This is a genomic window from Streptomyces sp. NPDC002787 (assembly GCF_053592095.1).
This window is the reverse complement of sequence record NZ_JBSFVC010000001.1, coordinates 384,470-405,715: the sequence shown is the minus strand read 5'-3', so window position 1 is coordinate 405,715 and position 21,246 is coordinate 384,470. Positions and strand designations below refer to the sequence as shown.

Below are 21,246 nucleotides of genomic sequence, written 5' to 3'. Positions count from 1 at the left end.
CGACTACTGCCGGGCACTCCAAGCCCCCTTGGGCGACGAGGTGAGGGAGGACGCCGCGCCCGGGAGACCTGAACTCCCGGGCGCCGTCGGCTGCTACAAGGAGACCTCGTCGAGGTCAAGGTCGACCCGTGTGGACCGGTGCAGGGGTACGGGACGCGCGGCCGGTTGCCGCAGCCAAGCCGTGCCGCCCGCTAGCGGCGCAGCGGGCGAGGTCACACCGTTCGTGATGAAAGGTCTCCGGGAGCGACGTAGCAGTCGGGGCCAGAGGACTGAGCGGTTGGGATCGGTAGTCACTTCTGCCTCTTCTTCGGGGTTCGAGGGGAAGCCGGTTTCCGTGCAGTGGGTGTTGTGGTCGGCACCAAGGGGCCGATGGAGTCGGTGTGTGCCGGTTTCCGTTCGGGCGTCGGAGCCGGCTGGAGGATGAGGACATGGCGCGGCTTCTTCAAGAGCGCCCGGATGTGGAGAAGGGCTTGTTCGAGGTCGTCAACATGGTTGACACGAATCGTGAGGTGCCAGGAACAGCCTTCCTGCAGGGGTGCGTTGCGTGCGGTGACGGCCCTGGCGTCTTGCCTTGGATCGCCGGTTTCAGGGAGGTCAAGAAGGGGGCCAGCCGTGATCCAGGTCTGCAGGATCGGCCCGATGAACCGGATGATGAGTCCGCGGCTCTGCTCGACGCCGAGAACGCGCTCCTTCCCTAACCAAGGAAGCTCAGGCGAACCCGACGGTTGACATTGTCGATGTTGGTGTCCACCAAACTCCGCAAAGACAACCCGCAGCATAGCCAGGGGTCTCTAGGCCCAGTCCTGGTGGGGCGGCTCAGCACAGCAGTACGCGGGAAACTGTGAGCGCTGGCGAGTGCTCGACCTGTTGCGGATTGGCCCGAATCGCATTGCCGCCGCGCTCCACGCCCTCCTCTTGTTCACACAGAAGCGATAAGCGGACGAGCCCGCGCCGAAGCGAGCGGGCCACCGACTCGTCGTCGTCCACCAGAAGTATGTGCACGAGCGAACACCATGGCGATCGCTCAGCTATTTCAAAGTTGACGTAATTCATGGTCGCACATGAGTCCACCAGCAAGGTTCGTCGAGCTGGCGCCCGGCGCTTGGTCACACCGGGCGTCTGCTCCCCTTGCCGAGGTCGGCAACAGCCGGGTGTCAGGCGACCGTCACCGTCACCGGATCGGAGTGCGTCGATCCCTTGGCGTTGGTGAGGACGACCTTCAGGGTGTGCTTGCCCTTCGCCACTCCGGACAGAGTGACCTGAGGCGACTGGGCGTTCGGCGTGTCAGCGGTCAGCTGCCCCTCACCGACGACCGCTCCGTCCAGGTAAAAGGCGTAGGACGTGGCGTTCGTGCCCCACCACAGGTTCGCGGTGGCGGTGAAGGTGCCGTCCTTGTCCCAGTTGTCATGGCTGACCACGGGCTTGCCCGGTGCGGCATCCGCAACCGTGACGGTCGTGGTGTTCGTGGACGTGATGCCCTTCGAGTTGATCAGTTCGGCCCTGTACACGTAGGTGCCGTTGGGCTTGTCCTTGAATTCGGTCACAACTGACTGCGATGTGCCGCTGACCGTCGCGGGCACCCGTGCGGCGACGAGCTTGTCGTTCTCGTACAGACGGTAGAAGCTGCCCGGCGTGCCATGCCAGAGGTTCATCTTCACGCCGTAGTTGCCGTCATGGAGCCCGTGCGTCCACCCGCTGGTGTTCGACAGGATGCCGGCACCAGGAGCCGAGGACGCGGAGACAAAGTTCCGCAGAGCGTCGCGCGTGGCGTAATACGCGGGCTTGGGGTCGTACTCCTCGTCGAACATGAGCGGCTTCGCGCCCGGCAGCCACGTGTAGGCGTGCTTGTCGGTGAAGCCCCAGAAGCTGATGTCCCGGATTCCGGCCGCCAGCGCCTCGGCCATGACGTCCCCGTAGATCTGCGTCTGCTGATCCACGTCGTACGTGTGCACGTCGAGCTCGGTGATGGCGACCTCGAGTCCGAGCTTCTGGTAGGACTTCGTCATCTCCGTGATGACGCCGGGCTCGGGCCCCGCCTGCGTCTCATGCATCTCGAAGCCCACCCCGTCGATGGGCACACCGTCGGCGACCATGTCGGCCACCAGGTCGTAGAGCTCCTGGCGCTTCGCCGGGTAGAACTCCACCAACGATTCGTTGATGAACAGCTTCGCCTCGGGGTCAGCGGCGTGCGCGATCCGGAATGCTTCCGCGATGTAGTCGGAACCGAGCACCTCGTAGAAGTGGTTCGGCGCGAGGCCGGTGCCGCCGAAGGTCGAGAACGGCTCGGTCATGACGTCCCACCGGTCCATCTTTCCGGCGTAACGATCCATGATCGTGTTGAAGTGAGTTTTCATGACCGCGCGCAGCTCGTCCGGCTCGGTGATGTCGGTCACGTATTCCGGGGTGCAGCACTGCGAGATGAACCCGTGGCCCTTGACCACCATGTCGTGGTCATCCGCGAAGTCGACGAGCCGGTCGAGGCCCGCGAACTCGAAGTCGCCCTCCGTGGGCTGGACGAAGTTCCACTTCAGCTCGTTCTCGGGCGACAGGCTGTTGAACTGTTCCGCCAGCACCTCGCCGAACTCCGGTTCGTCGAGATAGTTGGGGTTGGTCGCCCCCGAGCCGATGAGAATTCCCTCCTTCGCTGCCAGTTCGCGGAGGGTGGCGTTTGAATCTGCTGAGGCGCCGGTGGCGGGGAGGGCCGCGGTCATGAGCCCTATGGTGACAGTTGCGAGCGCCGCGCCGATGCGGTGCATTCTCATTGAATGGTGTCTCGCTTTCCTGTTGAAGGGTGGTCCGAGGGCACGCCGCGGTATCCGGAGGACGTGGACCTGCGCCGTCTCCCGGTGGCCGCAAGCGCGGCTCGGCCCGAGACCGCCTCTGCGGTGTGCAGAACGCGGAAGTTGAGGGCGGTCGCTCAGCGGCCGACGAGGGCCGGTACGACCTTCGTGGCGCACAATTCCGCAAACCAGTGCGCGCTCAGTTTCGGAATCCGCTCGTAGGTGTCGTAGTCCACGCGGACGATGCCGAAGCGCGGGCCGTAACCCATGGCCCATTCGAAGTTGTCGAGCAGCGACCACACGAGGTATCCGACTACGTGGGCCCCCCTCTCTCGAGCACGATGAGTCGCCGTGACGTGATCGATGAGGAACTGCGTACGGGCGCGGTCGACGACCACGCGCCGGCCATCCGACTCGTCGACCATGTCCTCGAAGGCCGCTCCGTTCTCCATCACCATGATCGGCAGGTCGGGGAACTCCTTGGAGAGAGCGACCAGGTGGTCCTCGAGGCCTCGTGGTTCGATCCCCCAGTCCATCGCCGTTCGCGCCAGTTCGTCGCGGCGAACGAACTCGATGCGCTCCGAGCCCGGGAAAGGCATGCCACCGGAGCTTTCGGTGCTGGGGTCGAAGTCCTGGTTCAGACGTACGTGCATGACCTCGTAGTAGTTGACCCCGAGCAGGTCGATGGGTTGGTGGCAGATCTCCAAGTCGCCCGGCAGAACGAAGCTCCAGTCGGTGAAGGCTCGGGTGTCTTCCAGGAGATCCGCCGGATAGTGCCCGCAGAGCATGGGCCCTGTGAACACGCGGTTGGCCACAGCGTCGAACCGGCGCGCGGCCTCGGCGTCCGCGGGGGTCTCGGCTTCGATCCGGAAGATGTTGAGCACCACGGAAATCTGCGCATCGGGGTTCGTCACGGTGCGCCGCAGTGCTGCCACCGCGAGTCCGTGGGAGAGGTTGAGATGGTGCGCGGCCTTCAGCGCATCCGCGTGGCTCTGCCCGCCCGGCGCGAACACACCGCTGCCGTACCCCGCGAAGGAGTTGTTCCACGGCTCGTTGTGGGTTGACCAGATGGCGACCCGGTCCCCGAGCGCTGCCCCCACGGTCTCCGCGTACTTCTCGAAGGCGAATGCGGTTTCCCGACCCCGCCAGCCGCCGTAGCGATCCTCCAACGCCTGCGGGAGGTCCCAGTGGTTGAGCGTCACGATCGGCTTGATTCCGCGTGCGATCAGGCCGTCGACGAGCCGCGAGTAGAACTCCAGCCCCTCCGGGTTCACTTCCCCCTCCCCAGTGGGCATCACTCGAGGCCAGGAGATGGAGAACCGGTAGGCGTCGAGGTGGAGCGAGGCCATCAGGTCAAGATCGGCGTCGACACGGTGATAGTGGTCCGCGGCGACGTCCCCCGTCGCACCCTCAGCGGTCTTCCCCGGGGTGTGACTGAACGTGTCCCAGATGGACGGGCCTCGTCCGCCCTCCCTCGCGCCACCCTCGATCTGATACGCGGCGGTCGCGGCGCCGAGGATGAAGTCGGGCGGGAACGCCAAGCGCCCGCGGTCGATGGAGTCGCGATACATGGATCAGCCTCTCTGGTGACGTGGCGCCAAAACCTATCAGCTGAACTGTTATCGGCACAGTGTCGCGTCACGGTGAACTGCGACTTCACATCCGCGACGAGTTTCGCTGCCGAGCATCCAGCCTGACCAGGGGGAATCGGCGATCGACCGATGCCGGGCGGGCTGCGGCATGGGGTCGGCCGCTCGGCGCCCTTCCGACCAAGCCGTGTTGTCCACGCGGCGGTTGCGGGTGCGTACGGCAACGACGGCAGCCGGCGAGGCGTTCACCAACGCTGACCGGTGCGGTGCTGACTGAACTTCACTGGCCCTCGCCCCCCATGACCCGTATCTGCGCGGTCCGTGGGCTGGCGCCGTCCGGCGTGAGGTTCCCAATACACCCCGAACGGGCCCGCACAGGCGCTTGTCGCGGGGACGCGGCAGCACGGTGTTGCTGTACCTGCCGGACTTCCCGCCGAGCGCGATCGTCGCCGATCTGGTCGTCGAGCTCGATCGGGGGTTGGCCGCGCAGGGACTGATGTTGGTGACCCATACGGCGGGCCCGGACCGTCAGCCGGAACTGTCGCTGGCCGCCGCGGTCGCCCCGGTGAGCTGCGGCGATCGCCCCAGCCCTTGCCGCAAGCGCCCTCACCGTCAGCACCGCCCACCCGGCGGCCGCCGCGCCCTGCGCCGACGTCACCTACACGGGCGGCACCGTGTTCGACAGCGACGGCACCCCGACGAACGCCCTTCCCGATTCCACGTACGAAATCCTCGCGGCGGCACTCAACGGGCCGGCCCGCGGACACGACCATCTCCTACTACCGCGTGAACTACCCGGCCAGCCTGGAACCCTGGTCCGCATCCGTGGACGACTGGGACCTGGTGTATCGCCTCAAGACCCAGGCCGCCGCCAGGCACGCACGCTCGACGACTGCGCGACCGGCGACCCGACATGCGGCGGCGGGGCGACTCCACCGCCCACGGCGCCTACTCCCCACCGCAACACAGCGACCCCGCCGCGGAGTTCATCGCGGCACGCATATGACGCAGCCCCCAGCATCCACGGTCCGACAACGGATGCGAGTCATGAGCACCGCTGAGCCCACCGCCTGACGGCCGATTGCGCCTCCGGCTTCGCGCCCGAGCGAGCGAAGCCGGAGACCTTCATGAACCCGGCGGACGTGAACGATGTTCAGTCGGAGACGCCGTCGCCCACGTCGGAGTCGTCTGAAGCCGACTGCTGCACCCAGTGCGCCCGAGCAGCAGCCACGAGCCGCCAGAAGGCGTCAACGGCCTCGACGACATCCAAGTCGTCCCGGTATCGCCGCTGGATCTGGAGCCCGTCCTGCAGGGCGGTCCCCAGCGTGGCGATCATCTCCGGGCTGATCCCCGTCGGCGCGCCTTCCGGCGTCTCGGGGCCAGGGTCGAGCGTGAGTGTCTGGGCAGCCTGGTAATGCTCGACGAAGTACGGGTGCGCCGGATGATCGCGATCGATCGCCTCGGCCGAGAGGATGATGTACAGGGACGTCAGTCCCTCGTGTTCCGCGGAGTGGCGTGCGACCTCGCGCGACCGCGTCGCCACATCGGTGGCGTGCTGCTCCGACAGGTAATCGGCGACGGACGAGTCGCGCAAGTTGAGCACTTCGACCAGGAGTTCTTCCTTGTCGGCGAAGTGGTGGAGGAGCCCTGTCTGCGTCAGGCGCATCCGCCTGGCGAGCTCACGCATCGACGAGTGCGCGTATCCGGATTCGGCAAAGAGCTCGGCAGCAGCGGCGACGATCTCCCGGCGGCGCTGGAGCCCCTTGCGATAGGGCCCCCGAGGCCCGGTGCTTTCCGCCATGCCTTCAACATACAGCGACGCGGTGGCCCGTTTGACCTGGGTGTGGGCGTGACGATGAAAACTCCACGAAAACTTGTCAGGTGAACTGTGTTACGTGATACTGACGGCCACCATCACTTCCGAGACAACATCTCAGCCAGGGACGCAGCGGCATACACGACGTTCGTGTGACGGGGGTCGCGCACGTCTCAGGAGCGTGCAGTGGCCGGGGGGCGGCTCCTTGTCGCCGCAACATCGCGGCGCACCGCCTGGAAAAAGGAGTACAGATGCGATCCATTCGAAGGTCCCTCGCTGTGCTTGCGGCGGTCGCATTGACCGCCCTCTCTGCTGGGTGCGGATCCAGCGACGAGGGCGACGCCGGCGGCAAGATCACTCTCAACGTCTCGACGTTCAGCGAGTGGGGTTACAGCGGCCTGCTGAAGGAGTACCAGAAGCTCCACCCCGACATCACGATCAAGCACAACCGCTTCGCCACGAGTGATGAGGCCAAGGAGCAGTTCCAGACCGCGCTCGGCGCGGGCTCGGGTCTCGCCGATGTGATCGGTGTCGACAACAGCTGGATGCCGCAGATCCTCAAGCACCCGGACAACTTCGTGGATCTCTCCTCCCCGAAGGTCGAGGGCCGCTGGCTGGACTGGACCACGAAGATCGCCACCACGGACGACGGCAAGCTGCTCGGATACGCGACGGACCTGGGACCGCAAACCATCGCCTACCGCGCCGACCTGTTCGAAAAGGCCGGCCTGCCGACTGATCGCGAAGAGGTCGCCAAGCTCTTCGGTGGCGACAACGCGACGTGGGACGACTTCTTCGCAGTCGGCGAGAAGTTCATGTCTGCCAAGACAGGTCCGGCGTTCTACGACGCCTCGGCCTCGGTCGCGACCGGCTGGGCCGACCAGTACGAGGTGCTCTGGGAAGACCCGAAGAGCGGCGACATCATCGCCGGTGAGAACAAGGACCTCCGGAACATCTACGACACCGTGATGTCGCATGAGGACCTGTCGGCCCACCTCACGCGGTTCAGCGAGGACTGGGTCAGCGCCTTCCAGAAGGACAAGTTCGCCGTCATGCTCGCGCCGTCGTGGATGCTCGGCGTCATCAAGGGCAATGCGGCCGGGGTCAAGGGCTGGGATATCGCCGACGTCTTCCCCAACGGCGGCGTCAACAGCGGCGGTTCGTACCTCAGCGTGCCGACGCAGTCGAAGCATCCCAAGGAGGCGCAGGCGCTGGCCGAGTGGCTCACCGCCCCTGAGCAGCAGATGAAGGCGTTCAAGGCGACGGGCAACTTCCCCAGCCAGGTCGAGGCCCAGAAGAGCCCTGAGATGCAGAAGGTGACCGAACCCTTCTTCAACAACGCGCCCGTAGGAAAGGTCCTCGCCGAGCGCGCGTCGAACATCAGCGTGGTCCCGTACAAGGGCGACAACTACTTCGCGATCACAGCGGCGTTCAACGACGCGATCAACCGTGTCTCGGTCGACAAGACCCACTCCGCCAAGGAGTCGTGGGACATGTTCGTCGAGGGACTGGACTCGCTGAAGTGATCGGTTCGTCCGCACACTCGGGGGCGCCCTCCGCGGACGGCGCCCCCGAGGCACCTTCGAAGGAAGAACGCATGGTCCGTCCGGCAGCGAGCGCGTCACCCCGTGGAGATGCCTCACCTCCACGCACGCCGTCGCCCTGGCGTCAGCGTCTGGGCCGCTGGGACATGAAGGCGTCGCCTTACGCCTACATCTCCCCGTTCTTCATCCTGTTCGGGATCGTCGGCCTGTTCCCGCTGCTGTACACCGCCTACGTCTCGCTGCACGACTGGGACCTCATCGGCGGGCAGGGCCAATTCGTCGGGCTCGACAACTTCACCTTCATCCTCGACCAGCCGGTCTTCTGGGACTCGCTGGGCAACACCGTCAGCATCTTCCTGCTCTCGACGGTCCCCCAGATCCTTATCGCTCTCATACTTGCCAGCCTCCTGCACGCGAACATCCGTGCTCGCACCTTCTGGCGGATGGGGGTGCTGCTGCCGTACGTGATCGCTCCGGTCGCCGTGACGCTGATCTTCTCGCGCATGTTCGCGGACCAGTCCGGTCTCGTGAACGCGCTTCTCGAGCAGCTGGGCATGGATCCGATCGGCTGGCACCGGGACAGCCTGCCGGCGCACATCGTCATCGCCAACATGGTCAACTTCCGGTGGACCGGCTTCAACACCCTCGTGCTGCTGGCCGCCATGCAGGCGATCTCCCGTGACCTGTACGAGGCGGCGATCCTCGACGGCGCGGGACGGATACGGCAGTTCTTCTCCGTCACGGTGCCGTCCGTGCGTCCGACGCTCATCTTCGTCGTGATCACGTCCACGATCGGCGGCCTGCAGATCTTCGACGAGCCGCGTCTGTACGACACACAAGGGCTCGGCGGCAATTCAGGGCAGTGGAAGACGATCACTCTGTACCTGTACGAACTAGGCTGGAACCAGCAGCGGCTGGGCCGTGCAGCGGCCGTCGCGTGGCTGCTCTTCCTGCTGATCATCGCGTTCGCTCTGGTCAGCAACTGGCTGTCGCGCCGCATCGCTTCCGGAGACGACCCCGTGGCCGGCTCCCGGAAGACGCGTCGTGCCGCCCGACGCAGCGCAGCAGCTCGTACGCCCGACTCCTCCGCACCGTCCGGTGCCACGCCCGGGAGCAGCACGTGACCCCTCCTTCCATCCCGTACATCGAGCAGACGTCCGGTCGTGGAGCCGCCCGTGCGGCGCGCCGCCGGCGCGGACGGAACGACGGCGCTGTGCGCCGACCAGGAAAGACGACCTACGTCATCCTCACTCTGGTCGCGCTCATTTCGATCTTCCCGCTCTACTACGCGCTGCTGCTCGCGTCCTCGACGTCGGCAGAGGTCGCGCAGAACCCGATCCCCTCGCCGATCCCGGGCGGGCAGCTGGCAGACAACCTCACGCGCGTCTTCGAGTCCGACATCGACCTGCCCCGCGCGGCCTGGAACTCGGTCTTCGTCTCGGTGACAACGGCCCTCGCCGTCGTGTTGCTGTCCACGCTGGCGGGCTTCGCCTTCTCGAAGCTCCGGTTCAAGGGGCGTGCCGGCCTCCTCACGTTCGTGGTGGGCACCATGGCGGTACCCACTCAGCTCGGCGTCGTGCCGTTGTTCATCGTCATGCGGGAGATGGGCCTGACGGGGAGCCTCTGGGCGGTCATCATCCCCGGCATCGCCTCCGCCTTCGGCGTGTTCTGGATGACGCAGTACCTCCAGTCGGCGCTGCCCTATGAACTCATCGAGGCCGCCCGCATCGACGGGGCATCAACGTTCCGGATCTTCCGCTCCATCGTGCTGCCGGCCGCCAGGCCCGCAGCCGCCATGCTGGGCCTGTTCACCTTCATCGGGGCGTGGACCCAGTACTTCTGGCCGTCGATCGTGCTCGGCACGACCAACCCGACACTCCCCGTCGCGCTGCAACTGCTGCAGGCCGGGTTCTTCAAGGACATCCCCCTCATCATGACCGGTGTTCTCGTGTCCGTGATGCCGCTTCTCGTGCTGTTCGCCCTACTCGGCAGGCAGCTGGTCGCAGGCGTCATGCAGGGAGCCGTCAAGGGGTGACCCACCCGCACCGCCCTGCCGGACCGGGACATGTGCCGGTGGACTGACACGGTGCCCGGCCATCGACCGCCCCGACGTGGCCTGCACCCAGGCCCCGGGGACGAAATCGAGAGGAACTCTCACCACTCATGCATGCGACGACCGCATCGGGCAGTACCACCTTCCGCGATCTCAACGGCAACGGCCGCATGGAGCCCTACGAGGACCCGCGGCTCGGCGCCGAGGAACGCACCGAAGATCTGTTGGCAAGGCTCTCGCTCGAAGAGAAGGTCGGTCTGCTCTTCCACACGGTCATCGAGATGGGCCCGGGGGGCACCGTTCTCGAAGAGCCCGGCGCGATCAGCAAGTCGCCCACCAGCGAGGTGATCCTGGGCAGGGGGATCAGTCACTTCAACACGCACCGCATCGAAGACCCTCGGGCGGCCGCGCGGTGGCACAACGCGATCCAGCGTCTGGCCGAGAAGACACCGCACGGCATCCCGGTGACGATCTCCAGCGACCCTCGCCACGGATTTCTGGAGAACGTCGGGGCGTCCTTCACCGCAGGCCCGTTCTCGCAGTGGCCCGATGCCCTGGGTCTCGCGGCACTGCGCGACCCGGACACCGTGCGCGAGTTCGCGCGCCGGGTGCGCGAGGAGTACCGCGCCGTGGGCATCCGCATGGCACTGCATCCTCAGGTCGACCTCGCCAGCGAACCCCGCTGGGCACGTCAGCTCCAGACGTTCGGTGCCGACACCGATCTCGTCGTCGCGTACACGCGCGCGTACCTCGAAGGCTTCCAGGGCGCGGCGCTCGACTCGACGAGCATCGCCTGCGTCACCAAGCACTTCCCCGGCGGCGGCGCGCAACTGGACGGCGAGGATGCGCACTTCCCGTACGGTCGCGAGCAGGTCTACCCGGGTGGTGCGTTCGAGGAGCACCTCCGTCCGTTCATGACCGCCGTCGAGCACGGCACCGCCGCGGTCATGCCCTACTACGGCATGCCGGTCGGTCTTGAGATCGACGGTGAACCGATCGAGGAGGTCGGGTTCGGGTACAACAAGCAGATCCTCACCGGGCTGCTGCGCGAGCGGCTGGGCTTCGACGGGCTGATCGTCACGGACTGGGAGTTGGTGAACGACAACCACGTCGGAGACCAGGTCCTGCCCGCGCGCGCGTGGGGGGTCGAGGAGCTGGACGCCCGCGGGCGCATGGTCAAGATCCTCGATGCCGGCGCGGACCAGTTCGGCGGTGAGCAGTGCACGGATCTCCTGCTCCAACTCGTGCGGGATGGTGTCGTCCCGGAGAGCAGGATCGACGAGTCGGCGCGCCGCGTCCTGCTGATCAAGTTCCGGCTCGGCCTCTTCGACAACCCTTTCGTCGACGTGGATGCTGCCGTGGCCGTTGTGGGCAACGCCGAGACCCGGCGGGTCGCCCTGGAGACACAGTCCCGTTCCGTCACCGTGCTGAAGAACTCCGTGGTCGAAGGAACGCCAGTGCTTCCGCTCGCCGTGGGCGCGCGCGTGTACGCGGAGGGGATCGATCCGGAGGTCCTCGGCCGGGAGTTCACCCCCGTGACGACGCCGCAGGAGGCGGACCTGGCCGTCGTGCGCATCGACGCACCCTTTGAGCCGCGGGACGACCTGTTCCTGGAGTCGTATTTCCACCAGGGGTCTCTCGATCTGTCCCCCGGCCTCGTGCACCGGCTACGCTGGATCGCTCAGCACGCTCCGCTGATCGTGGATGTCGCCCTGGACCGCCCGGCCATCCTCACTCCGCTCGTCGACGCGCTCGCCGGATTGACCGTCACCTTCGGTGTCTCGGATGACGCTCTGCTCACCGCCCTCACCGGCCGCATCGCTCCGGAGGGCCGACTTCCCGTCGAGCTGCCGCGTTCGATGCAGGCCGTGCGGGAGTCCGCGCCGGACGCGCTGGCGGACACCGTCGACCCGCTGTTCCCCCTGGGATCGGGGCTGGAGATCTGATGTCCCGTTCGTGGAATCCGCGCTCGCACAGAAGGATCACGTCATGACCGACGCACGTTCCCGCGCCATCGAGTTGCTCGGTCGCATGACCCTGCAGGAGAAGGTCGCGCAGCTGACGTCGCTCATCCCGACAATGCTCTTCGACGCCAAAGGCATCCGTCCGGACGTCGCCGCGGCCAAGCTGGCGAACGGCATCGGCTACATCGAACCGCACATGGGGGGCTTTCCGGCGAACGCGGCCGAACTCGCCCGGCTCAACAACGCGGTACAGCGCCACCTGCTCGAGAACACCCGCTTGGGCATTCCCGCGATCATGCACATCGAGGCGCTCAACGGTGTGAACGCCCCCACCTTCACCTCCTTCCCCACCGCGATCGGTCTCGCGGCCACCTGGGACACCACCGGGGTGGGCGAGATGGCCGCACTGACCCGTCGACAGATGCGATCCGTGGGCCTGCACCACGCCCTGTCGCCGCTGCTCGACATCGCCCGCGACGCGCGATGGGGCCGGGTTCACGAGACGTACGGCGAGGATCCGTACCTGGTCAGCGCGCTAGGAGTGTCCTTCGTACGCAATCTGCAAGGCAAGTCGCTGCTGGATGGCGTCATCGCCACCGGCAAGCACTTCCTCGGCTACGCAATGAGCGAGGCCGGTCTCAACATGGCGACCGTGCCGATGGGAGCGCGCGAGCTGCGGGAGGTGTACGCGCGCCCCTTCGCCGCCGCCATCCAGCTCGCGGGACTGGGCTCGATCATGAACTCGCTCGCCGACTGGGACGGAGTGCCCGCTGCCGCCGACCCTCGGGTGTTCCGCAAGATGTTGCGCGACCAACTCGGGTTCACCGGCACCGTCGTGTCGGACTGGCTGTCGATCGAGAACCTCGTGACCCACCATCGCGCCGCGCGCGATGCACGCGAAGCGGGCGTGCTCGGCATGCGGGCCGGTATCGACGTGGAGATGCCCGAGCCGTTCGGTTACGGCGACAGCCTCATCGAGGCCGTCCGCGACGGCGAGATTCCCGAGACGACCGTCGACGAGTCGGTGCTTCGCGTGCTGACGCACAAGTTCGAACTGGGCCTGTTCGAGAACCCCTACGTGGAGACCGCCCCAGGGGAGATCATGTCGGTGGCGCAGGAGGGCCGCGACCTCTCCCTGCGTCTCGCGCGCGAGGCGGTCACTCTGCTCAAGAATGCCGACGGGGTGCTTCCACTCGGCGGCGCCCCGCGCATCGCGGTCGTCGGACCTCATGCCGAGGCGGTGGGCACGGCCTTCGCCCCGTACACCTTCCCCTCCTTCATCGAGCTGACCCGAGCCCTGCTGAACGGCAAGACGAGTTCCATGGTCGGTGTCGAAACCCTCGACTCCTTCGGTCCCGACGACGCCTACGTGCACGAGGAGATCGGCGACCTGCTCGCCATGAGCGAGGACGAGTTCGCGAGGTCGCGCTACGAAGCGGTGTCCCTGGCGGACGCCCTCCAAGCCGCGGTACCCGACTCAGAAATCCTCGTCGCAACTGGATGCGGAGTCACCGACGGGGCCGAGGGAATAGGCGCGGCAGTCGACGTCGCACGTGATGCGGATGTCGTGGTCCTGGCACTGGGCGGCGTGGCGCGATGGTTCTTCGGTGAACGGACGGAGGGTGAGGGTGCGGACACCGCCGATGTGACGCTGCCGGATGTACAGCGCCGGCTCGTGCACGAGATCGCCGCGCTCGGCAAAACGACCGTCGGCGTGATCTTCTCGGGCCGCCCGCTCGCCCTCGGCGACGTCGAGCCCGAGCTCGACGCCATCCTGCTCGGGTACTACGGCTCGCAGTTCGGCACACGCGCCGTCGCGGAGATCCTCACCGGCACGGCCGAGCCGCAGGGTCGCCTGCCGTACACGATCCCCCGCTCCAGCGGACAGGTTCCCCTCCACGCAGGACAGCGGTTCGGCAGCGGCTACCGCCGTCGGGAAGGCGATCCGCACGGCGGTTACGTGGACGAGTCCGCCGCACCTCTCTACCCGTTCGGCCACGGCCTGACGTACACCGAATTCGTCTACTCCGACCTCCAGCTGAGCAGCGCGTCGGTCGCACCCGACGGCACAGTCGACGTCACCGCTACCGTCACGAACACGGGCGACCGCCCAGGCGTAGAACTCGTGCAGCTCTACGTCGAGGACGATGCGCCCGGCGTGTCGAGGCCGGCGCTCCAGCTCGCGGGGTTCCATCGCCTCGAACTACAGCCAGGGGATCAGGCGACGGTGAGATACGCTCTGGAACTCCCCCTGCTGGCCTACCTGTCCCTGGACGACAGATGGGTCGTGGATCCGGGCCCGATGTGGATCTCGGTCGGCTCATCGTCGAGTGACCTTCGTCTGCGCAGTCGCCTGGACGTCGTCGGTGACACCGTGGACGTCACGCGGCGGAGGGTGTACCTGACCCACTCCGCACGGATCGCCCCGTACGACGAGGACGCGTCACGCGAGTCCGCCGACCCGACGGGTACGGCGTAGCCCGCCCCGCCAGCAGCCCGTGGGGAGCGGACCTGACACCGCTCCCCACGGGCCTTCGCCTGGACAACTACCCGGCACCGCGCCGCACCCCTGGGACGGCGATGGCGGCGGATGCCGCCCGCGGCCGGCCGCCATCCGCCGCCCTCGCCAGAAGACACCGCTCACCCAGAAGATCTCGAGCGTGCCGAACGGATCGGAGTCCGCGAACATCGCCGTCGCCGGCGGCGGCGCGCCAGAGGTGTTCCCCAGTGGGGGCCGCTACCGCATGTCAGCGCCGCCTGGAAGCTGGCCGCTCCCTCGCTCGCGTTCCTCGCGCCGCAGGCGGACGAACTCGTGGCAAGCACAGGCCGGCTCCGTCCGCGAAGGCGCCTCAACGGTGACGAGACGTTGTCCGGCACCGGCATCAGGATCGCGGAGCACCCGGCCCCGATGCACGGTTTCATGGCCACCAGCGGGATCCCGTCAGGGGTGCTGAGGTTCTCGCTGTACTTTCCCGGGGCGCCGAGGGGAACCGCCGCCCCGGACTACTGATGGGTGCCGCCGTCAATACGTATCTCCGTGCCGGAGATGAAGGCGCCGTCGTCGGAGATGAGAGTGGCCACGACCGCTGCCACCACCTCCGGCGACCCGTACCGCTCACGGAGTGCCGGAGTGAGCTTCGCGAACAGGCTCCAGTCGGTGTCCTCCGGCACCAGTGACGCGAAGTTCTCGGTCATGGCGCTGGCGATGCCGCCAGGGCAGACGTTCACCGCGCGGAGGCCCTGCTTGGCGTACTCCTGGGCGATGCTGTGCGTGAGGGACAGGATCCCGCCCTTGCTCGCGGAGTACGCGGCCAGGTACGGATGGGCGAACTGTGCTGACGTGGAGCTGAAGTTGACCACGACACCGTTGCCCGTCTCCAGCAGCGCGGGCAACGCGGCCCGGGTGACCAGGAACGTGCCCGTGAGGTTCACGGCAAGGACGCGGTTCCACAGCTCGAGCGAGCACTGGTGCGTGTGCGCTCCGCGCAGCATGCCGGCGATGTTCACGAGCGCGTCGAGCCCGCCCAGGGTGGCAATCGCGTCACCGACGACGGCGTCGACGGCGTCCGCTTCCGCCACGTCCAGCGCCGCGGTGACGAGCCGTTCGCCGGTGCCGGCCTTCGCGGCGAGGTCGGCGGTCCCGCTCAGCCCTTCTTCCTCGATGTCCGTTGCGACGACCGCCGCTCCTTCCTCGAGCAGCCTCAACGTCGTCGCGCGACCTATGCCCGACGCGGCTCCGGTGACGAAGACGCGTCTGCTGCTGAGTCGTTCCATGAGGGTCCTCCAAATCTCGACGGTGCGCTTGCCCTGGCCGCGAATCTCCGCCCGCTCATTCCCGGATCGGTACCTGGCGGTACGGCGCGATACGGACCGGCCCCATGAGGCCGTAGTGCTGCCGGGGCTTCTCGGCCTGCCCCGGAAAGCCTTCCGTGACCCGAAGGCGATTGCGCAGCGGTGTCGCCACCCGGACCGTGATGCTGTTGTCGCCTTGCTTCACGTAGCCACTGAGATCGATCCGCCGGCTGACCTGGTCGGACGGTGGCAGCGTCGTGCCGTTGACCGTCACCTCGAAGGTGTCGGTGACCTGTCCGAGGTCGAGGTAGGCCCCGTCCAACCGCGCGAGCCGTACCGTGGTGCGATAGGTGCCGACCCCGGAGACGTCCTCAAGGCCGGGGATGGCGGACCAGGGTGCAAGGCGGACCAGGTGATGCTCGTGCTCGCTGACTTCGAGTTTGCCGTCCGGGCCTCGGTGCCAGTCCTCGACGGAGAGCTCCCACACGTTCAGCTCCTGGGCTGCCCCGGCGGGGGGAACGGTCACCCTCCGTTCGGAGCCGTCGTCAAGCTTCACGGTGTACGAACCAGCCGTTGAGCTCCGCAGGAGCAGGCCGCCACCGGGCGCCGTCACGACCTCTCCGCCCGTGGTGGCGACCACATGACGGGCACTGCCCGAAACGAGAACGATGATGGTCGATTCGCCGGGTGCGAGCCGCACCGGGACTGTGATCCGCCCGCGTTCTGTTCGGTACTGGGCGACTGAGGCGACCGTGCCCGTCCAGGCATCCAGTTCGTAGGGGGTGCCTCGGCCCTCCAGGGCGACCTCCTCGGACACGGCTTTTTCCGAGGAGTTGTGCAGGTGATACAGCGCGCCTCGCGACAGTGTGCGACGCAGGGCGAGCACGGCGGGAGCGACGCGCGTGTCCGCTGCGGGGCGGATGCCGAGCTCCTCCAAGACGGCGGGCAGCCCGCTCGGTTCGGCGACGTGGCGTACCGAGGCCTGCTTGAGCAACAGGTCCATCAACTCGGCCAGTGCCGGATCCTGCCGTGCAGCCTGGTGGGCGCCAGGCGTGCGGGTCGGCGGCGCACCGACGATCACTATGGGCAGGCCGCTGCGGGCGTGCGACAGCAGCAGTCGGGCGGTGGCTATGGGCAACGTGGGCTGGCGGTCGAGGATCAGCGCACGATAGGCGGGGCCTTCCGGGGCAAGGCGCCGGTCACGTACGCGGGTTCCGTCGAGTTGTGCCGGGCCGGCGAAGTCGTAAGTGAAGCCGTCCAGTCCGGCCGGGATGCGCATGCCGGTCCCGTAGGCGTGGCGGTAGACGACCAAGTCCACCGAAGGCCTGCCCTGGCGCAGGGCGAACTGCGTGCGCGCAGTCCAGTCGACGATCTTGCCGGTGTCGTTCCACGTGGGCTGGCGCGGCCCCCATGCCTCGGAGAAACCGTTGCCGCCCTGAAGGGTGAACGGTGAGAAGCCGGGCCAGGTGGTTCCCAGGCCCGCCTCGGTGGCGAAGCCGTGATAGACGACCTGGTTGACACCGTGGGCGAACGCGGCGTTGAAGTGCTTGAGCATCTGCGGCCAGGTCTGCGCGTACGCCTCGCCGTAGATCGCGCAGCCTTCCAGAGAGAACACGCGCTGTCCGGACAGGTGCACCGCACCGGACGACAGCCATCGGTATGGCTCGTCGGTGTAGTCGGGGGCCGCGCCGAGCGACTCGGTCTCGTTGATGTCGAGGGCCGCGCCGATCGTGGGAACATCCGTGGTGGTGCCGTAGGGCTGGGCCCGCAGTCTCAGGCCCAAGGCGTGCGCCCAGGACTTCAGTGGCTCGACGTGCTCACTGATGTACAGGTCCGTGAGCGTGCGGTAGTAGTCGTCGCGGACGCGGGCGCCACTGTCGTCGGTGAACGCGAAGTCCGGGGTGTCGTCGGGTGTCACGCTCGTGTACTGTCGGTGGATCCGGTCGATGAACAGGACCGGCAGGTTGTCGATCAAGGAGTAGCCGCGCAGCTGCTTGAAGCGCGCCGGAAGTTCCCGGGTCCAGTGCTGGGCGGAGTCCAACTCCAGGGAATCTTCGAAGAGATCCCCTCCGTTGTCCTGCAGCAGACTGCGCAGGCGGGGCGTCAGGACACGCTTGTCCCAGTAGCTGGTTACTGCCCGGGTACCGGCGGCACTGAAGTGGTCGACGACATACGCCGCCTCTGTCGTGGCGGCCTGGCCGACGACGGCGGCCTGGCCGGTGCCGCGCTGCCAGAACGCGAACAGCAGCCACTGCCCATCCGCTGGGGCGGTCCAGGCGAGGGCGCCGTCGCTCACCCGTCCCGTGAGGTCGATCCGGGAATTCCGCTCGAGCAGTACGGGCTTCGCGTCGGCTGGGCCCGCGCAGCGGAACGCCTGGACCGCTATCAGGGTTTGCTCGGTGACGCCCGCGTGCGGCTGCGGGGCCGCCGGCACGGGCCGGTCGTATGCTTCGCCGCCCGCCAGGACCGCACGCCCGTAGGCGATCTCCTGTGCTGCTTCCGGACTGTCCGGCGACAGCCCAGGCGCCACCAGCGGCCAGGCCGGGCCCACGGTGAGGTCGATGCGCACCCCGTGCTTGTGACCGACGGCGACCGCCTGCTCCAGGCGCTCGGTGAGCACAGCGCTGCCCCAACCGTATTGCCGCGGGTCGGCGGTGACGATGCACTGGATCTCGGCGGCTCCGAAGCCCCGGCCGGCGATCGCCTCGATCTCCGCGTCGATGGTCGCCGCCGCGATCTCTCCGCACGGCCACCAGTAGCGGATCTTCGGTCGGGCAGTCGCAGGCGGGTGAGCGAACCCCCGGACGAAGCCGGCATCCAGCCCGGTCGTCGAAGAGGCAGCAACGCTGGCGGCTGCCTGTGAAGCCACCGTGGGGGCCAGCGTCACCGCTGCCGCGGTCGCGCAGAACTGTCTGCGGGAAAAGCGGGACACAGCGGCTCCAGATGAAGTGATCCCCGGCAGTCGGAAATTGATCTGCTGGGCACCCTTTCATCGCCGTGACCGTGCGGCGTCGGCGAATCCCGGTGACCGGGAGCGCCCCACGTGGCCCCTCAACCCTCAGGAGGGGGCAGCAGTCCGGCCGTCAGCAGGGTTCCGCCATCCAGCGGGGCGTTCAAACGCCCTCGCCGCCGTCGAGCGCCTGGTGCAGCCAGGCGCGTTCGGCCTGGCTGGTGCTGCGGGCCATGAGTAGCATGCCGCGGCGGTAGGGATCGGCGGTCTCTTCCGCGGACAGCGGACGATCACCCTCGTAGAAGAAGCTCGCAGGAGTCTCCAGGAACTCCAGCCGGCGCCGCAGCACGGCGTGCTGCTCTCCGATGTCGGGCAGCAGGGACAGGAACGCCAGGATCGTGAAGAACCGGGTGTGATCGGTGATCTCCTGCTGGGCCGGCTCGCGCAGACGCTCCAGCAGGGCGGAGCGCCCGGCCTCGGTCAGCGTCAGTACCGCTGGGCGGCAGCAGCGCCGGGTTCAGTGTGCCGGGCGAGCAATCCACGTTTCACCAGGCGGTTGATGGCGGGATAGAGGCTGCCCTCGCTGACCGGCCGGGTGTGGCCGGACAGCTGCGAGACGCGGCGGCGTAGCTCGTAACCGTGCAGCGGCCCGTCGGCGAGATGTCCAAGTCCACGCTGCGGATCACGCACACCGCACTGGCCGACCTCGCCTACGGAGCATCCGCCCTCGACGACATCATCACCGAGGACACCGCCACGGTGGACGGCGACCGAACGGACATCGACACCCTCCTCAGCCTCCTCGACACCTTCAACGGCACCTTCGACATCGTCGCTCCGAACCTCCGACAGGAGCTCGTGCGTGATGGTCACGCCGAGCACAGTCTTGCCACCGCGCTCATGGCCAAGGACCACGACCGCCGACTCGGTGAGGCGATCGAGGATCCGGAAGGCCATTCCCATTGGGCGGGAAGACTGTTGGAACGCGCTGCCTGAACGGTCACAGTGCCCCTGCAGCCTGTGTGGACAGACGACATGAGGGAGACCGCCACCATGACCGACGAGCGCAAGGAACCCCTGGAGGTCGATCCCGAAGTGCACGGCCCATGGGCTGTCATTGCCGGTGGGTCGGAGGGTGTGGGTGCCGAGCTCGCCGACCAGTTGGGACAGCGCGGACTCCACATGGTGCTGATCGCGCGGAATCCGAAGCCGCTGCTGGACACCGCCCGGCAGGCCACACAGCGCCACGGGGTGCAGGTCCGTACTCTCGCGGGCGACCTGCTCGACCCGGCCGTGGCTCAGCGCATCCGCGAACTCTGCGCGGACCTCGACGTCGGCACCTTCATCTACAACGCGGGCGCCAATACCTACGGAGCCGAGTTCGCGGACGGCGCCCTGGCTTCGTTCCAGAAGGTCATCGACCTCAACATCACCCGGCAGCTGGAACTCACCCAGCACTTCGCCGGCCGCCTCAAGAAGCGGGGCAAGGGGGCCATCGTGCTGGTCGGTTCCCTTTCCGGGTACGTCGGCCACGAGCGGATCGGTGTCTACGCCGCCGCCAAGGCGTTCACCCGGATCTTCGCCGAGGGCCTCTGGGCGGAGCTGCGACCGCACGGGGTGCACGTTCTGCATCCCGTCCTGGGTCTGACCCGCACCCCTGCGATGGAACGGCTCGGTCTGCGCATGGACCTGCCCGGCATCGAGGTCTCCGATTCCGCGGATGTCGCCGGGGAGATCCTCACCCATCTCCATCACGGGCCGGTGTGGATCACGGGTGCGAATGCGGCACAGGCCGAACGCAACAGCGGTCCCGACCGCGCTCGGCTGGTCACCGAAGTCAGCGCCGGCATGCGCGCGATGAGCCGCTCGTGAGCTCGGACGGCCAGAGGCTACGGGTCGGTCTGGTCAGCCCGGTGGTAGTTCGAGTCCCGGGCGCACACTCGCCATGGGAGGCGGAGGCCGGCATCGCCGAGCTGGCCACCGTGGCGCAGGCCGCCGACGAGCTGGGCTACGACCACCTCACCTGTAGCGAGCACGTGGCCGTCCCCTCCGGGCAGGCGGCCGGGCGCGGCACCGTGTACTGGGACCCGCTGTCCACTTTCGGTTACCTCGCCGCACGCACGCACCGGATCCGCCTGGCGACGCACGTGCTCGTCCTCGGCTATCACCATCCGCTGGAGATCGCCAAGCGCTACGGGACGTTGGACCATGTCAGCGGGGGGCGGCTCGTTCTCGGCCTCGGGGTCGGCACCCTCGAGGAAGAATTCGAGCTGCTCGGAGTGGAGTTCGCGGACCGTGGCACGCGGGCCGACGACGCGTTGGCCGCGCTGGGCGCCTCACTGTCCTGCGCCGAGCCCGAGTACCACGGCACGCACTATGACTTCGCCGGCATGGTGGTCCGGCCGCACGCGCTGCAGAAGCGAGTGCCGCTGTGGATCGGCGGCTCCACCCCGCGCTCTCTGCGCAGAGCCATCGAGTACGGGAGCGGCTGGGTGCCGTTCGGACGCTCCTTCACCGACCTGGCCGGGATGCTGGGCGCGGCGAAGCTGCCGCACGGCTTCGAGGTCGTCCTCACCATCGCCGACCCGCTGGACCCCCGCGGTGACCCGCAGACGGCCGGATGCCGGCTCCGGCAGGCACGGCAGGCGGGCGCGACCCTGGTCGACGTTCGCATCGCGGCCGACACGGCCGACCACTACTGCGCTCAGCTGGAGACACTGGCCCGTATCGCCGGGCGTGACACCTGACAGGAGCAGAC

The 21,246-nt window shown here is 67.6% G+C and carries 14 protein-coding genes and 1 pseudogene; 9 read left to right on the top strand and 6 right to left on the bottom strand.

Annotated elements, in window-relative coordinates:
• Positions 1 to 428 precede the first annotated feature (428 nt).
• On the top strand, positions 429 to 698 hold the full coding sequence (locus ACWD26_RS01670) for a hypothetical protein (protein ID WP_451265059.1): 270 nt from the start codon (positions 429 to 431) through the stop codon (positions 696 to 698).
• A gap of 456 nt (positions 699 to 1,154) precedes the next feature.
• Here the strand turns inward: ACWD26_RS01670 and ACWD26_RS01665 are convergent, their stop codons facing one another.
• The 3 genes from ACWD26_RS01665 to ACWD26_RS01655 all read right to left on the bottom strand — a co-directional run bounded on the left by ACWD26_RS01665 (position 1,155) and on the right by ACWD26_RS01655 (position 6,170).
• The gene (locus tag ACWD26_RS01665; RefSeq protein WP_451265057.1) at positions 1,155 to 2,711 is read right to left on the bottom strand and encodes an endo-1,4-beta-xylanase; all 1,557 of its coding nucleotides are present in this window, start codon (positions 2,709 to 2,711) and stop codon (positions 1,155 to 1,157) included.
• Between the two features lie 206 nt (positions 2,712 to 2,917).
• Positions 2,918 to 4,351 (bottom strand): GH1 family beta-glucosidase, encoded by a 1,434-nt coding sequence (locus ACWD26_RS01660; protein ID WP_451265055.1) that lies wholly within the window; start codon positions 4,349 to 4,351, stop codon positions 2,918 to 2,920.
• Positions 4,352 to 5,522: 1,171 nt separating this feature from the next.
• The gene (locus ACWD26_RS01655) at positions 5,523 to 6,170 is read right to left on the bottom strand and encodes a TetR/AcrR family transcriptional regulator (protein ID WP_451265053.1); all 648 of its coding nucleotides are present in this window, start codon (positions 6,168 to 6,170) and stop codon (positions 5,523 to 5,525) included.
• A 266-nt stretch (positions 6,171 to 6,436) separates the two neighbouring features.
• Here ACWD26_RS01655 and ACWD26_RS01650 point away from each other — a divergent pair, with 266 nt between their 5' ends.
• From ACWD26_RS01650 to ACWD26_RS01630, 5 genes are all read left to right on the top strand, one after another.
• Complete coding sequence (locus ACWD26_RS01650) at positions 6,437 to 7,711, top strand: ABC transporter substrate-binding protein (protein ID WP_451265051.1); 1,275 nt, start codon at positions 6,437 to 6,439, stop codon at positions 7,709 to 7,711.
• Between the two features lie 164 nt (positions 7,712 to 7,875).
• Positions 7,876 to 8,853, top strand: coding sequence for a carbohydrate ABC transporter permease (locus ACWD26_RS01645; RefSeq protein ID WP_451265049.1), 978 nt, complete (start codon positions 7,876 to 7,878; stop codon positions 8,851 to 8,853).
• On the top strand, positions 8,850 to 9,764 hold the full coding sequence (locus ACWD26_RS01640) for a carbohydrate ABC transporter permease (RefSeq protein WP_451265047.1): 915 nt from the start codon (positions 8,850 to 8,852) through the stop codon (positions 9,762 to 9,764). The genes ACWD26_RS01645 and ACWD26_RS01640 overlap by 4 nt, the downstream gene beginning before the upstream one ends.
• Before the next feature lie 128 nt (positions 9,765 to 9,892).
• Positions 9,893 to 11,728 (top strand): glycoside hydrolase family 3 protein, encoded by a 1,836-nt coding sequence (locus ACWD26_RS01635; protein WP_451265045.1) that lies wholly within the window; start codon positions 9,893 to 9,895, stop codon positions 11,726 to 11,728.
• Between the two features lie 43 nt (positions 11,729 to 11,771).
• The gene (locus ACWD26_RS01630; protein ID WP_451265043.1) at positions 11,772 to 14,225 is read left to right on the top strand and encodes a glycoside hydrolase family 3 N-terminal domain-containing protein; all 2,454 of its coding nucleotides are present in this window, start codon (positions 11,772 to 11,774) and stop codon (positions 14,223 to 14,225) included.
• 524 nt (positions 14,226 to 14,749) lie between these two features.
• On the opposite strand, the gene ACWD26_RS01625 is transcribed toward ACWD26_RS01630, so the two are convergent.
• The 3 genes and pseudogenes from ACWD26_RS01625 to ACWD26_RS01615 form a co-directional block, all read right to left on the bottom strand.
• Positions 14,750 to 15,520 (bottom strand): SDR family NAD(P)-dependent oxidoreductase, encoded by a 771-nt coding sequence (locus tag ACWD26_RS01625; RefSeq protein ID WP_451265041.1) that lies wholly within the window; start codon positions 15,518 to 15,520, stop codon positions 14,750 to 14,752.
• Positions 15,521 to 15,575: 55 nt separating this feature from the next.
• Complete coding sequence (locus ACWD26_RS01620) at positions 15,576 to 18,470, bottom strand: glycosyl hydrolase (RefSeq protein WP_451265039.1); 2,895 nt, start codon at positions 18,468 to 18,470, stop codon at positions 15,576 to 15,578.
• Positions 18,471 to 18,651: 181 nt separating this feature from the next.
• Positions 18,652 to 19,178, bottom strand: a pseudogene (locus ACWD26_RS01615) (PadR family transcriptional regulator).
• Between ACWD26_RS01615 and ACWD26_RS01610 the strand changes: the two are divergent.
• Genes ACWD26_RS01610 through ACWD26_RS01600 form a run of 3 tightly spaced genes read left to right on the top strand, consistent with a single transcriptional unit; the run spans position 19,128 to position 21,235 of the window.
• Positions 19,128 to 19,484, top strand: coding sequence for an alkyl sulfatase C-terminal domain-containing protein (locus tag ACWD26_RS01610; RefSeq protein ID WP_451265037.1), 357 nt, complete (start codon positions 19,128 to 19,130; stop codon positions 19,482 to 19,484). The pseudogene ACWD26_RS01615 and the gene ACWD26_RS01610 sit on opposite strands and share 51 nt — an antisense overlap.
• Positions 19,485 to 19,523: 39 nt before the next feature.
• Entirely contained in the window at positions 19,524 to 20,360 is an 837-nt protein-coding gene (locus ACWD26_RS01605) for an SDR family NAD(P)-dependent oxidoreductase (protein WP_451265035.1), read from the top strand.
• Complete coding sequence (locus ACWD26_RS01600) at positions 20,357 to 21,235, top strand: TIGR03619 family F420-dependent LLM class oxidoreductase (protein ID WP_451265033.1); 879 nt, start codon at positions 20,357 to 20,359, stop codon at positions 21,233 to 21,235. The genes ACWD26_RS01605 and ACWD26_RS01600 overlap by 4 nt, the downstream gene beginning before the upstream one ends.
• The last annotated feature ends 11 nt before the right edge of the window (positions 21,236 to 21,246 follow it).

Excerpts from the sequence above, each read along its gene's own strand:
- ACWD26_RS01660 (WP_451265055.1), bottom strand. The coding sequence starts at position 4,351 with ATGTATCGCGACTCCATCGACCGCGGGCGCTTGGCGTTCCCGCCCGAC.
- ACWD26_RS01630 (WP_451265043.1), top strand. The coding sequence starts at position 11,772 with ATGACCGACGCACGTTCCCGCGCCATCGAGTTGCTCGGTCGCATGACC.
- ACWD26_RS01670 (WP_451265059.1), top strand. The coding sequence starts at position 429 with ATGGCGCGGCTTCTTCAAGAGCGCCCGGATGTGGAGAAGGGCTTGTTC.
- ACWD26_RS01650 (WP_451265051.1), top strand. The coding sequence starts at position 6,437 with ATGCGATCCATTCGAAGGTCCCTCGCTGTGCTTGCGGCGGTCGCATTG.
- ACWD26_RS01605 (WP_451265035.1), top strand. The coding sequence starts at position 19,524 with ATGAGGGAGACCGCCACCATGACCGACGAGCGCAAGGAACCCCTGGAG.
- ACWD26_RS01655 (WP_451265053.1), bottom strand. The coding sequence starts at position 6,170 with ATGGCGGAAAGCACCGGGCCTCGGGGGCCCTATCGCAAGGGGCTCCAG.
- ACWD26_RS01665 (WP_451265057.1), bottom strand. The coding sequence starts at position 2,711 with ATGACCGCGGCCCTCCCCGCCACCGGCGCCTCAGCAGATTCAAACGCC.
- ACWD26_RS01635 (WP_451265045.1), top strand. The coding sequence starts at position 9,893 with ATGCATGCGACGACCGCATCGGGCAGTACCACCTTCCGCGATCTCAAC.
- ACWD26_RS01625 (WP_451265041.1), bottom strand. The coding sequence starts at position 15,520 with ATGGAACGACTCAGCAGCAGACGCGTCTTCGTCACCGGAGCCGCGTCG.
- ACWD26_RS01645 (WP_451265049.1), top strand. The coding sequence starts at position 7,876 with ATGAAGGCGTCGCCTTACGCCTACATCTCCCCGTTCTTCATCCTGTTC.